The organism is Flavobacterium sp. KMS (genome assembly GCF_000813005.1).
Lineage (GTDB): Bacteria > Bacteroidota > Bacteroidia > Flavobacteriales > Flavobacteriaceae > Flavobacterium.
In genome coordinates this window covers 310,538-324,347 of the sequence record NZ_JSYP01000011.1, presented here as the reverse complement: position 1 = coordinate 324,347, position 13,810 = coordinate 310,538, and the positions used below count along the sequence as shown (strand labels likewise).

Below are 13,810 nucleotides of genomic sequence, written 5' to 3'. Positions count from 1 at the left end.
CAAAGATTACAGAATCTATAATTCTATTTCTGGTTGCCAAAAATGTTTTTCGAAATCTACAACCTGATTGTCTTTAACCTCTATTCCTTCGTTTTCAAGTAATTGTTGCATTAGGTTTGTACCATCAAAATGATGCTTACCGCTAAGTAAACCTTTTCTGTTTACCACACGATGCGCAGGAACATCATCCATATTATGGCACGCATTCATTGCCCAACCAACCATTCTTGCTGAACGTGCCGTACCCAATGCTTTTGCAATAGCGCCATACGAGGTAACTTTCCCATACGGAATCTGTCTTGCAATCACATAAACCCTTTCGAAAAAATTATCTTCTGCCATGGCTTTATTTTCAAGTAAAAATTAAGCGAAATAATATCGTATGATATTAAAAAGTGTGATTATCGAAATTACTCCTGTAATGCTTCCGATAATGATATTCATGTTCTTAAGTATGTAATCAGTTTTCTGTTCTATCTTCTGAAAAAAAGCGATATAACAGTAAAAAACGGTAAACGATCCCAAAACTGATCCTGCTACAAACACGGATATAAAATGGTTTTCGAATAAAAATAATTTATAAGAAGCCAGCGTAACACTGACAAAAACGTAATATGGGATTGGAAAAAAATTAAGTGCAGAAAGTAGCATTCCTAAAAAGAAACGGCTTTTCTTGCTCTGATTTTTAATCTTGTTTTTTTTCTTTTTTGGCTCTTTTGCAATCCACAGAAAGTAAACCGTTAAGACTGCAAAAATTCCAAAGCCAATTTCTCGTAATAAAATGACAACATCTGGTCGTTGATCAATAATCCTAGCCGACAAAATCGCCAAATATACCTGACAGAATATAATAAGTACTGCTCCGGCAACAAACCATAACGCATTCTTTTTCCCTTCTTTTAAGTTCACTTTGGCTGCCGTCATGTTGATTAATCCTGGCGGAATAATACCAATAAAAGCCGTAATAAAGCCTAAAAGCAAAGGAATAATAAATGTCATGCGCTGCGAATCATGTATTAAAGAATGGGGAAACTGGAATTAAAGAGAAAACTACGCTTTAATTTTAAAACGAATATACGTAATTGCCTTATTAATTTCTAAATATTGTTTCTCGTAAAATGTCTGAAAAGCAGTAACCTCTTCTGGGCTTCCTTCATTTACATACACATTATGATTGGCATATAAAACCTCATGGCCTTCACCATGCAACAATCCTAGTGTATAACCGTGCATAAATTCGCTATCAGTCTTTAAGTTTACAACACCATCTTTCTTAAGGATTTTTTTATACAATTGTAAAAATTCCGAATTGGTCATACGGTGTTTAGTACGTTTGTATTTTATTTGCGGATCTGGAAAAGTAATCCAGATTTCATCTACTTCATTCTCAGCAAAAATATGGTTGATTAATTCGATTTGAGTACGAATAAAAGCAACGTTATGTAATCCTGTTTCAACAGCAGTTTTGGCACCTCGCCAAAAACGAGCCCCTTTAATATCGATTCCAATAAAGTTTTTATTTGGATATCTTTCAGCCAATCCTACAGAATACTCTCCTTTTCCACAACCTAGTTCAAGTACCAACGGATTATCATTCTTAAAGAAGTCTTTGTTCCATTTCCCTTTATGCGGAAATAAATCGCCTACAACTTCTTCTCTCGTTGGTTGAAAAACGTTATCAAATGTTTCGTTTTCCTTGAATCTCTTTAGTTTATTTTTACTTCCCACTTTTTTACAAATATTTCGGCAAAATTAAGGAATATATACGAATGAATGGCATCGGATTTCAAAAATGAAAAAAACCATCTCTAATAGCTTTTTTCCACCAAAATATTGAGTGTGGTTTTCTGTATAAAAGAGAACTAAACTTTGCGTTCTTTGCGTATTCCTTTGCGAACTTTGCGGTTAATTTTTCTACCACAAATTACTCAAATTAGCACAAATTTTAAAACTTTGCGCCCTTTGCGTAAACCCTTGCGCTCTTCGCGGTTAATCTTTCTACCACAAATTTTAAAAGCTTCGTGCCCTTTGCGTATCCCGACGCTTCGGGATTGCGACCTTTGCGGTTAAATCCGTGTTTCTTTATAGCCAATTTTAATTAGCCAATTTTAATTAGCCGTTTTTATTTTAGGCTCTAGAGTTTCGTCATGTTGCGATAAATCTAACCCAATGTGTTCAGACTCCTCTGACACTCGCATTGGGATAATTACATTGGTAAGTTTAAATAAAAGATAAGCTCCGAAAAAAGTAAATATCGAAACCAGAACTAAAGCCATCATATGGTGTGCAAAAACCATCCATCCGCCATGAAGCAAACTCGCTTTATCGCCATGTGCAAATATTGCAGTAAGAATCATTCCCATAATTCCGCCAACTCCATGGCAGGCAAAAACATCTAATGTATCATCAATCTTCTTTAAGAAATTAGCATTTACAACCATGTTCGAAACCAAAGCAGCACTAAATCCAAAGAACATACTTTCTGGTACAGACACAAATCCCGCAGCTGGCGTAATCGAAACCAATCCTACAACAGCACCGATACAAGCTCCTAAAGCAGAAACCTTACGTCCGTTGATTCTATCATAAAACACCCAAGTTAACATCGCTGCCGCAGATGCTGTCGTTGTCGTAGCAAAAGCCATTGCCGCAACACCATTAGCTGCCAAAGCTGAACCTGCATTAAAGCCAAACCAACCAAACCATAACATTCCTGTTCCTAATAATACAAACGGAATATTGGTTGGTATATGTCGGCTATTTTTTCTTTTTCCTAAAACTAGTACTCCTGCCAGTGCTGCAAAACCTGCACTCATATGTACTACTGTTCCTCCTGCAAAATCTTTAACGCCAAAATAAGTTCCTAAAATTCCTGTAGGATACCAAACTGCGTGGCATAAAGGCGCGTAGATAAATATCGTGAACAAACATATAAAAAGCAGATAGGAAATAAATCGAACTCGTTCGGCAAATGAACCTGTAATTATCGCTGGCGCTATAACTGCAAACTTCATCTGGAATAATGCAAACAACATAAACGGAACTGTATTTGCTAATTGTTTGTGAGGCAAAACACCCACATAATCCATAAAAGCAAACGTAGTTGGATTACCTACGAAACTATAAAAATTTCCTCCCGAATGAATTCCTATTGGTTCACCAAAAGCAAGACTAAAACCAAGTACAACCCATAAAAGTGTTACTACACCAAGGCAGATAAAACTTTGGAGCATGGTCGAAATCACATTCTTTTTCCCAACCATTCCGCCATAAAAAAAGGAAAGTCCAGGCGTCATAATCAGAACCAAGCAACAAGAAGTAAGCATCCAGGCAACATCGGCAGGAACAATTTGTTCTGTAGTTCCAAATTCCGAAAGAATATAATCTGTACTGTTAACAGCTGGCCAAAATGCACCCGTTATACACACAATACTTATAACAATAAAGGATATAATCCAGCGCTTTTCTATTTTCATTTTTAAAATACTTTACTTTAACCCTATTTTTATAGGGGTCAAAGTTATAAAAAAATGAATCTTTTAATTTTCAAGGGTTAAAAAAATAGCACTTAACATTAAATTATCATCGATATTGCATTTTTCAGCACTCTTTTTTGAGAGTATACCATTTTGAGGTTCCAATTAAGTTATGAATTTGCCAATTATATTATAACGAAATTGAAACCTCAACTTTTAAAAGACTAAAAACAAAGTCTTTACTTACTTTTTCTTAAGTTTAGTAATTATAACATCCTCTAATGGTGCTTTTATTTTAACAACTTCATCTACATTGTGGTTTGGAACAGTCATAGACAAAACATAGTGCTTTACTTTCCATTCTTTTCCTACTTTTACCATAACTCCAGATCCACGGCAAATTTTCATTTGTGTATCAAGTAATTCATCAAACCAAGCTGTTTTTCCAGTTGCATCAAAAAAGATGTGACGTTCTAATGCTGTAAAATTCCAAGCTTTCCCTTTATCAAAAAATGGCTTCGCCCAAACTTTAAAATCGGCTTTGTTCCAATTTTCTGTAGCGTCAGTTCCAATAAAAATAGCGTCATCGGCCATTAAAGCGAAGTACGGTTCAAAACTAGCATCGGCTGCAGCTTTATGCCAAGCGTCAAGCGTTTTATTAATTTTATCTTTATCAGATGTTTGTGCTTGCGCAAAAGAAGTAATGAATAACAGCAATAAGATTGATTTTTTCATGGTATATGGTTATTTGTTTTTTAAAGCAGAAATATAGAGAATTTACCGCAAAATGCATAAAATTTGTGCTAATTCGAGAAATCTGTGACAGAAAAAAATTAACCGCAAAGAGTGCAAAGATTTACGCAAAGAACGCAAAGTTTTGAAATCTGTCTAATCCTTTTAATCTGTGGCGATAATTTAACCGCAAAGTTTCTCCAACTCTTTGCCAAAGGAACGCGGATTAAACAGATTCGCTAAAGCGAAAACACAGATTAAACGGATTTTCTCCCTTTCCGACGGTTCGAGGTTTGAATTATTTTTTAAAATCCGTTTTCAATCCGCGTCTTTACTTTTGTAAATCCGTATCATCCGCCTCCCATTGCGGTAAAAAGGCAAGCTAAAAACCCCTTTTAACAAATATGGACTACAAAAATCAATCAAAAACGAGTATATTTGAGAACTTTAAAATTATGCAACCATGAATCCGAAAATCCTTATAAGTTCGTTAGTTATTTCCTCAATCCTTTTTATTTCTTGCAAAAAAGAATTAGAACCTCAGGAAAGTACACCAGCCTCAGAATTGGTAAAATTAGGATTAGCACAAGATACTACCAAAGCAAATTCGACAGTTCAAACCCCAGCACCTGCTGCAAACCCAAATACAGTAATGGGCGCTACAGGAGGAGTTAATCCTGCACACGGGCAACCTGGTCATCGTTGCGATGTTGCAGTTGGAGCGCCTTTAAATTCACCTTCTTCTCAGCCTGTACAACAAGTTACAACACAAACGCAAGCCGCACCTACAACTGCCGTAGTTACAAATACTACACCACAGCCAACAACTAAAACTCCTAAAGGAATGAATCCTCCTCACGGACAAGCAGGACATCGTTGTGATATTGCTGTTGGAGCACCATTAAATTCTGCAGCTGCAAAAACAACTACAACACAAACTACTACTGCACAACCTGCATCGGGCACCGTTAGTCAGCAAGTAACTGTACCTCCTCCTCCAGCAGGTTCAACTAATTATGCTGTAACTGCTCCTGGAATGAATCCACCACACGGACAAGAAGGGCACCGTTGCGATATTGCTGTTGGTGCAGCATTACCAAAATCATAAAACCAACGAATTCGTTCGATTAACATAAAATAAAAACCCGAATACATTCAGAATGTATTCGGGTTTTTGTTTTTTTAGTATAGGAGATACTTTATTCTATTTCAAAAATAGCTTGAATTTCCACAACCGAGTTTATTGGTAACGAAGCCGCTCCAATTGTAGCTCTTGCATGTTTTCCTTTTTCTCCAAAAACCAATGCCGTTAAATTAGAAGCTGAGTTCATAATCCCTGCGTGTTGTGTATAATCTGGAGTTGTATTAAAATATCCTGTTAACTGAACGCATTGCTTTACTTTATTCAAATCACCACCACAAGCTTCTTTTAAAACTGCAATAACATTAAGCATCGTCTGATAAGTTGCTTCTTTAGCTTGCTCCTCTGTAACCGTTGCGCCAACTTTACCTGGATTTAATATTTTACCATCTTTTAAAGCTACCTGATTAATGTATACTTTATTGTTCGAAATTGTATAAGGCACATAGTTCCCAACTGGTTTAGGAGCTTCTGGAAGCACAATATTATTATCTTTTAATGTTTTATTGACATCGATATTCCCTTTACTTTCTACCAAAGTTGTTTTTACCTCTTTTGCACTTTCTGTATTTTTTAATCCCGAAGCCACTCTTGCCAAGGCTTTTCCTTGTTCTTTAGCTAAATTCAATTCGCTGGCAGATGGTCGTGCACCAACAGAACCGGCCAATGAAGTTGCTCCAAAAGGAGTATTTCCTTGAGGAACTGATTTATCCAACGTAGCTGTACCCATAATTCCTGTAGGTACAATTACCATTCCGTGGGAAGCAAGGATATTCCAAAAAGATAATATTGCTGCTTCTTTTCCTGCACCTGATCCTGCTGACATAAAAACAGTTGCTGGTTTTCCCTCTAAAGCTCTTGAAGTCCAAAGCGGAATACTCTTGCTGAAAAAGTAGTTCATATCGGCACTTATATTAGCAAAATGAACTGGACTCCCGAATGCGATTCCATCATAATTTGCTAATTCCTCAATAGTTGCTATTGGTAATTTCTCAACCTCAGCATTCAATTTTTCTTTCGAATTAATAGAAGCAACACGTTTTATTGTCGCTTTTGTATTTGGATATTCTTGGATTCCCTCTGCCATAGCTTTCGCCATTTTATATGTTCCTCCATTTTGAGAATGAATAAGAACCAGAACATTAGTTTCTGATGATTTTACTTGCGCATTTACACCAAAACCTATAAGAACTGCGGTTAAGAATGCGAGTAGTTGATTTTTCATGAATTTATTTTAAATGATTTATTATTTGATAACCCAAATCAAGTTCCTTTTCTTTTCATAAAGAACTAGTTTTTTGGGACTGCAAAATTACTTTTTACAATAGCGAAAAGAGTTATTATTATCTTAATTTTATTTTTTGGGGTTTCACAGAGATTCACAAAGAATCTGCAGAGTTCCACAAAGAGTCATGTACAAGAAAATCAAAAACACACACCAACAGAACCCCCATCGGGCTGACATATCGAATCGTGGTAAAAATCATATGTCGCTTTGCTGGAGCTCTAGATTAGAAAAAAATCAGCTCAATCTGCAAAATCTGCGTGAAACAAAAATACAAACCCTTATAAACATATAGTTATGTTGCTGGAGCTTTATATAAAAGCTAGAGAGTTATTTTTTTGCCACAGATTAAGGGATTAAAAAAGATTAATCATTCTAATCTGTGAAATCTGTGGCAAAAATTTCTAACTTACACAAAACAAATCACTCAATGTCATGAAAAAAGCAATTGTTTATGGAGCAAGCGGATTAGTTGGTTCTTATATTCTCGAAAACTTATTGAGTAATACTAATTACGAACAGATAATAATCGTTGTTCGGAAAGAGTTAGACATTAAACATCCAAAACTAAAAACTCTTATTGGTGATTTTCAATCTTTACCCAATGTCGTTAAAGATATCGCCATAGACGAAGTTTACATTGCCCTAGGAACTACACAAAAGAAAACGCCTGACAAAAAAATCTATTACCAAATAGACCATGATTATCCTGTATTGGCAGCAAAACTAGCTAAAGAAAATGGAGCAAAATCTGTCTTTTTAGTTTCTGCCGTTGGAGCAAGCTCAAGTTCATCGGTTTTTTACGTTAAAACAAAAGGAGAAACGGAACAAGATATTATTAACTTGAATTTTGACCATACTTATATCGTTCGCCCTTCGATGATTTTAGGAAACAGAAAAGAAAGCCGACCTCTGGAAAAAATATTCATAGAAATATTTAAATTAATCAATCCGTTATTCATAGGAAACCTAAGTAAATACAAAGGTATTGAAGCAAGTGATATAGCCAAGGCAATGGTTAACGCTGCTAATAACAGCAACGACAAAATCAAAATATTGCATTGGGAAGAAATGACTACTTTACTAAAATAAAAAAAGGCATTATCTCAAATTAGATAATGCCTTTTACATTTATTAGTATTTAGATTAATACTCTTTCATTTTTTCGAAAGTAGTAGTAAGTGATTTTTTGATTTTACCTAAAGCACCTTGGAAAGCTTTTTCAAGCGTATCGGCGTGGTCAGTAACTGTAATAGGTTGTAGTTTTACTGGACGAACTTCAATCACACACTTTTTATCGTTTACGCTGAATTTCTCTCCGTTTTCATCTCCAAAATGCACTTCGATACGAGTAATTTTGTTATCAAAACGTGCTAAAGACTTTTCTAATTCTCCAGAGAAATAAGCTTCTAATCTTTCGTGTCCATCAATGTTTTTGTCGGTGTTGATTTGAATTTTCATCTTACTATATGTTTAATGTTTGTTTCTCAAAGCTATCAAAAATTGAATTAAGAAACGAATAAGTTAATAAAACATTATGAAAATAATTGAGGCTATTTTTGATGCTTTTTGTCAGACTGAGCGAAGTCGAAGTCCAGCGACCATAAGCAACCCAAAATTATCCATAACTTTTTAGATTGATAAAGAAACTGTACTAATCGCAAGTGTTTTTTGGTATCTTTGCAATCCTAAACTTTAAGATTATGTACTTGACAAAACTTTTGCCCGTGTGGTATGCTGGCGGTATTGGAAACAACCGCAACGCTCTTAAAGGCGTAGGACAGCTAACCTATACGGGTTTTATATTTCCCTAAACTTTAAGATTATGAGTACAAACACACTTACAAAAGAAACCCAATTGCGGTTGACCGATTTCTTCAACAAATCAATCGACCCAATAAGTATGGCAAAAACAATTAGACAAGTAAATTACATACTTGCTTTAAGCCTAATGCGAGAATCAGAAACAGTGAAATTTGATAAAATAAGCCTTGAAAATGGTTTTTATTGGTTAAATGAATTAGCTGAAACTTTAAATCCTTATTTGGATGTTGAATAATTAAAAGATGAAAAGCCACTGTAATAGTGGCTTTTCAAGTTTATAAGATTATTTGTTTGTTGAAAATTGTGTCTAAATGATATTCAAGGAATTCTTTTCTAGGTAAATATTTTTGAGCAACATTAATTTTTTGATTTTCAAGTGAAGAAAAATATCTAATGTAAAATTCAGTTTCTTTTTTCTTTTTGATTGAATCAGAAAACATTATTTCATGGTTCGTATTTATTCCGATTAATCCTTTGTCAAAAGCTTTATCGTAAAGTGCAGAAAAACAAATTCCATTTTCAGGATTTAATCGATGCTCTTCACTTTTAGACCAAGGCATTATATGACTAGCTAACAAAAGTTCAGGAATATCAATTCCTGTGATTGCGCATTTATAATTATAATTAGACAAAACCATTTGCCTAAAAGCAGATTGATTTACTCTCGTCTTTACTGCTCTAATAACATCTTGTCCTTTTAAGTCTTTTATATCAAAAAGTACATCTTCAAATTTCTTTTCAATTGAAGTGTTCTCTTTTTGAGCAAGAATTTGTTCACTTAAAAAAATTAATTCTTCTTGGTTATTGAAAAACTCATCCCAAATAGGCTTAACTTGATTCATCCCGTTTTTCAAGCCACCAATTCCTCTGTTAATATGAAATGGGTCTACACTTGCAAAATTTCCCAATCTAAAGGATATTGAGTCTGGTGTTCTATCAATAAGACTAGCTAAGTCAATAATATCCTTATTTCTACTATGCATTTTCCCAAAAGGAATTTTTAAGTATAAATTAAATGTAAGTATTAGTTCTTCACGAGTCCAAAGTCTTATTGATGCCATATTATTATTTAGAAGATTACGTTCAAATATAAATATTTAAAATAAACCCTACTTATTCTTTTCTTCTTTCTTTCCCCATTTAATTTTAATTTTTCCGCCATCATCGACGGCTAATAAATGTAAAACGATTCCTCGGTTACGAACGGCATCTCGCTCGGCTTTGGAAGCTAGTTTTACATCATTTTTAGAGTTTCGGAGTGGAATCGTCAGGGCTAAATTGGTTTCATGACCTAGGGAATAGATTCCGGCAACGTCAAAATTAAGAACGCTTGAACTTACTCTTAAACTATTCACATCTATATTCTGCCCTCTCAAGATAACATCGCCAGATAAATTGCTAAACGTAATATTCTTTACATCACGAAACGGAAATGCAAATTTCCCGATTTTTACAATTGGTTCAAAATTAATTAAAGCCCCATTATTGACTTTGAAATTGACATTACCTGTCACAGAATTTTTAATTAAGTCTCCTTTGGAATCCATTATTCCGGCAACACTTGCTTTGGATGTTAGCTTTCCTTTAATGTCTTTGGCGTCAAATGATTTAATATCAAAATTATTGAATGAGGTTAAGAACTTTGTAATATCTACATTGGTAACCTCTGCATCTGATTTAAAATTATACTTATTCCCATTTGGGTTTAATACAGCCGAGAAAGCAATTGTTCCTCCTGCGGTTTGCAAGAATCCGTTTTGTACGGTTACATTAGAATTTGTTAACCTAATAGTTGCTTTTGCATTTGTCGCCGCTAGTTTGGCATAAACAAGCTTATCCATATTAAGCTGTAAGACTACTTGACATTTATTTATTACGGTATGAAGCTGATCTGAAAAACTCTGATGATTTGCTGGCTTTTTACTGACTTGCTTATTTTTTTGGGTTGCAGCAATAACTCCCAGAAATTGTTTTATATCAATACTTGGACTATAAATTTTCCAATCTACAAGCATTTTTTCTGGTGCATCATAATACAGATTCAGGAAATTATCGACTCTTCCTTCTACAAAAACAGTATTACGACGATCCTTGAATGCAAATTTTTTAATTACCAATGCCTGTTCGGTAAAGTCTAGCTGAATATCAGTTTTCTCGAAAGTAAGCCCTTTAGGAATATATTTTAAACTGGTGTTTGCAACCCGAACGCTTCCTATGAATTTTGGTTTTCGGAAGTATAAATCGACTATATCACATTCGAATTTAAAATTGACTTTGGCTTGACCGTTGGAAAAGCGCATTAAGTCGGCATTGATTATATTGTTGAGTTTTGTAACATCAAAATCGGCATTTAGAATTCCTGTTGCAACTGGTTTATCAAAATTATGAATCATTGCATCTGGAATTACAAAAGGAATTGTGTTATACGCTCCTTTAAATCCATGTATTATTACTGCTGAATTGGAATCATAACAGCCTAACTCTTCCTTGAGTATATTTGTGAATTTCCCATTGAAGGTGCAATCTGAAATTAATCCGTCGGGAATGCGTAATTCGTTGTTTTTAACTTCGGCTACTACATTAATCTTCGGGTCGCCTTCGGAATTTAAATCTCCATCGATTGTACAGGTTACACCGATTGGGTTTTTTAAATCATACCATTTTAACTTGGAACTAATATTATTGGCAAGCAAATAGGTGGCGTTTTTCCAGAGGATTCTGGTTTTGATTTCGATACCAAAATTGGAACTGGTTTTACCTACATCAAAATAGGATTTAACATTAAATTTATCTCCTCCTATTTCGAGTCCGTCAACATTGGCCGTGATTTTATTTTTGTCGGTATTATAAGTAACAGCAATAATTCCTCTGATTCGTTTGTCTTTGGCAAAGCTTCCTTTTTCGGTATTAAAAGCCATACTTTTTACATTGGTATCTACAAAAAGATTGGTGCTCCAATCGCTTCCGTCGTAATCTATTTTAGCTTTTAGTGCGGCTACTTCAAAATCGAAGAGTTTATTTCGTGGTTTGTTCTCGGAAATAAAATACACATTGGTCATACTAATTTCATCGACCAATGTGGTTTTTCCGCTTTCTTTTTTGTCTTTTTTAGGCTTTTTCCTGAAGATGTCCGAATTGGTTATTCCGTTTGGTCCTTTGTACAAATCTAGTTTGGCATCATTAATTTCGACTTTATGAAAGTCGATTTTATCGGATACTAAACTCCAGATATTTAACCGCACTTCTATTTCTTTTGCCGTAAGAAATGTTCGTTTATGTATTGCCCACAAACTGTCTTTTAGTTCGACATCTTTTAGCCCTAATGTAAGATTTGGAAATCCGGTTAGGAATTTATAATGGATATCGCCTATATGGATTGTTCCGCTAATGTTGTCGTTTATCTTATCGTTTATTTTTACAACGATTTTATCCTTGTTGTGATTAAAATAATAAGCTAATCCTCCCGATGCAAGTAGTAATAATGCGATAAGACTTAGGAAGAAAATACCAATGCGTTTGGCATATTTTTTAAAATTACTTGTTTGTACAAAGTATTTTATTTTATCAATAATTTGTTTCATGCTAAGTGATTTTAAGATGGGAATATTAAAGGTAATCTAAAATCATAAGAAATAGCAGTGTTTTTATACAGAAAAATGCCTTTATAGAAAACAAGTCCTACAAAGGCATTATATTATTACTCATTGGGTATTATTTATTTTAACGCATAGAAACATAGTTTTTGCACTCTATAAAAAGACGTTTCACTTATCTATAACACACATAGCTAGCTATGTGAGAGAAATGTATTTCCTTTTTGTTCTTTTTTCACACAGAAAACCTATGTTTCTATGTGTTTAATGAAATTTTATAAATTGTATCTACACATTCTACGGCTCTAGCCCTGATGGGAACGGCATCCTTTTTATAAGGCTTTTTTTGCCTTATAAAAAGATATAGTGGACAGCAGGAGATTGCTCCTAAAAAATTTTAAATTTATTTATTTTAATGAAAGCTGAACTATTCTGCTTCTCGCAAAGCCGCAGAGTCGCTAAGCTTTAGTGATATATTTACTTAACGGGATGCGCTTGTCTGAATTCTTTTAAAACCTCGTCGATAACCCAAGTAGTTCTTGCTGCCGAAACGCCACTGGACGGGCAAGCCGGAGTTCCTAGCAATTCTTGTACAATGGTTTCGATAAGGGGTTGCTGAATGTGTAACGGATTATCTATTGGGAAACTTTCTATTTTTCCGTCTTTATCCTCGAGTAATACTGGGTCGTTGCCAAAGGTTGAAAAGGAAATCTTGCCTTTATCGCCTACTATCTCGACAATATCATGGCGCTTGTGACTTGCAAAGTTCCACAATCCTGTGCCGTGAATTCCGTTTTCGAACAAGAATGACATCGAAACGCTATCTTCGGCTGGATATGCCATAAGTTGGGAAGTGGCGTGACCTCGAACGGATTTAATAGGTCCGAAAACAAAATCTAGAAAATCTAGTGTATGACAAGCCAAATCGACAAATATTCCGCCACCTGAAAGATGTGGTAAAACGGTCCATGGTAAGTTGATTTCGTCGTCGTATCTTTTTTCAAAGGAATGATACAAAACACAATTTACGTGTCTTGGTGTTCCGATAATTCCGTTATCGATTAGTTCTTTTATTTTTAGGAAACGTGGCAAACATCTTCTATAATAAGCCACAAATAATGGCACATTGTTTTCTTTGCAAGCACTTATCATTTCGTTGCATTCTTCGAAGTTTAGCGCCATTGGTTTTTCGACATAAACTGCTTTTCCTGCTTTGGCGCACAATACCGCATATTCTTTATGTGAAGATGGTGGCGTTGCAATATATACGGCATCGACATCGGGGTCATTTATTAAATCTATCGCATTAGAATACCATTTTGGTACATTATGGCGTTTGGCATAATCTTCCGCCAAGGCTGCATCTCTACGCATTACGGCAACTAATGCTGAGTTTTTTGTTTTCTGAAATGCTGGTCCACTTTTAACTTCGGTTACATTACCGCAGCCTATAATCCCCCATCTAACAATTTTCATTTTTATGTTTTTTAGTTGTTCCAAATTTAAGAGAAAAGAATTGCTTAAAAAAGTTGGCCACGAATTCGTAAAGCATTTTTTCACGCAGATCTAAAAAGATTTGAGCAGATGCCCACAGATTTTTCTCTTATTAAATCGGCTTAGATTTGTCTAAATCTGCTGAATCTGCGTGAAACAATAAAAATAAGCTACGAATTCGTAAAGTATTTTTTCACGCAGATTTAAAAAGATTTGAGCAGATGCACACAGATTTTTTCACTAATTAAATCGACTTAGATTTGCC

13 protein-coding genes are annotated in these 13,810 nt (G+C 34.7%); 3 read left to right on the top strand and 10 right to left on the bottom strand.

Annotation, left to right across the window (positions count from 1 at the left end; all coding sequences use genetic code 11):
- Positions 1-15 precede the first annotated feature (15 nt).
- From OA93_RS13115 to OA93_RS13095, 5 genes are all read right to left on the bottom strand, one after another.
- The gene (locus tag OA93_RS13115; RefSeq protein WP_039113767.1) at positions 16-342 is read right to left on the bottom strand and encodes an MGMT family protein; all 327 of its coding nucleotides are present in this window, start codon (positions 340-342) and stop codon (positions 16-18) included.
- Between the two features lie 21 nt (positions 343-363).
- Positions 364-999, bottom strand: coding sequence for a LysE family transporter (locus OA93_RS13110; protein ID WP_039113766.1), 636 nt, complete (start codon positions 997-999; stop codon positions 364-366).
- A 51-nt stretch (positions 1,000-1,050) separates the two neighbouring features.
- The gene (gene trmB / locus OA93_RS13105) at positions 1,051-1,728 is read right to left on the bottom strand and encodes a tRNA (guanosine(46)-N7)-methyltransferase TrmB (protein ID WP_039113764.1); all 678 of its coding nucleotides are present in this window, start codon (positions 1,726-1,728) and stop codon (positions 1,051-1,053) included.
- 380 nt (positions 1,729-2,108) lie between these two features.
- Positions 2,109-3,476 (bottom strand): ammonium transporter, encoded by a 1,368-nt coding sequence (locus OA93_RS13100; RefSeq protein ID WP_039113763.1) that lies wholly within the window; start codon positions 3,474-3,476, stop codon positions 2,109-2,111.
- Positions 3,477-3,719: 243 nt separating this feature from the next.
- Positions 3,720-4,211: a nuclear transport factor 2 family protein gene (locus OA93_RS13095; protein ID WP_039113762.1), complete on the bottom strand. Its 492-nt coding sequence runs from the start codon at positions 4,209-4,211 to the stop codon at positions 3,720-3,722.
- A 460-nt stretch (positions 4,212-4,671) separates the two neighbouring features.
- Here OA93_RS13095 and OA93_RS13090 point away from each other — a divergent pair, with 460 nt between their 5' ends.
- Positions 4,672-5,316, top strand: coding sequence for a hypothetical protein (locus OA93_RS13090; RefSeq protein ID WP_039113760.1), 645 nt, complete (start codon positions 4,672-4,674; stop codon positions 5,314-5,316).
- Positions 5,317-5,407: 91 nt separating this feature from the next.
- On the opposite strand, the gene wrbA is transcribed toward OA93_RS13090, so the two are convergent.
- Positions 5,408-6,574, bottom strand: a complete 1,167-nt coding sequence (gene wrbA / locus OA93_RS13085; protein ID WP_039113759.1) for an NAD(P)H:quinone oxidoreductase — start codon at positions 6,572-6,574, stop codon at positions 5,408-5,410.
- Between the two features lie 495 nt (positions 6,575-7,069).
- Here wrbA and OA93_RS13080 point away from each other — a divergent pair, with 495 nt between their 5' ends.
- On the top strand, positions 7,070-7,726 hold the full coding sequence (locus tag OA93_RS13080) for an NAD(P)H-binding protein (RefSeq protein WP_039113758.1): 657 nt from the start codon (positions 7,070-7,072) through the stop codon (positions 7,724-7,726).
- 54 nt (positions 7,727-7,780) lie between these two features.
- Here OA93_RS13080 and OA93_RS13075 read toward each other — a convergent pair whose 3' ends face one another.
- Positions 7,781-8,095: an HPF/RaiA family ribosome-associated protein gene (locus tag OA93_RS13075; protein WP_035622048.1), complete on the bottom strand. Its 315-nt coding sequence runs from the start codon at positions 8,093-8,095 to the stop codon at positions 7,781-7,783.
- Between the two features lie 364 nt (positions 8,096-8,459).
- Between OA93_RS13075 and OA93_RS13070 the strand changes: the two genes are divergently transcribed.
- Complete coding sequence (locus tag OA93_RS13070) at positions 8,460-8,693, top strand: hypothetical protein (protein WP_039113756.1); 234 nt, start codon at positions 8,460-8,462, stop codon at positions 8,691-8,693.
- A 40-nt stretch (positions 8,694-8,733) separates the two neighbouring features.
- Here OA93_RS13070 and OA93_RS13065 read toward each other — a convergent pair whose 3' ends face one another.
- The 3 genes from OA93_RS13065 to OA93_RS13055 form a co-directional block, all read right to left on the bottom strand.
- Positions 8,734-9,519 carry an HNH endonuclease gene (locus OA93_RS13065; protein ID WP_039113755.1) on the bottom strand — a complete coding sequence of 262 codons (786 nt, stop codon included), beginning with the start codon at positions 9,517-9,519 and terminating at the stop codon, positions 8,734-8,736.
- A gap of 48 nt (positions 9,520-9,567) precedes the next feature.
- Entirely contained in the window at positions 9,568-12,039 is a 2,472-nt protein-coding gene (locus OA93_RS13060) for an AsmA family protein (RefSeq protein ID WP_039113754.1), read from the bottom strand.
- Positions 12,040-12,528: 489 nt separating this feature from the next.
- Positions 12,529-13,527: a Gfo/Idh/MocA family oxidoreductase gene (locus tag OA93_RS13055; protein WP_039113753.1), complete on the bottom strand. Its 999-nt coding sequence runs from the start codon at positions 13,525-13,527 to the stop codon at positions 12,529-12,531.
- Between the last annotated feature and the right edge of the window lie 283 nt (positions 13,528-13,810).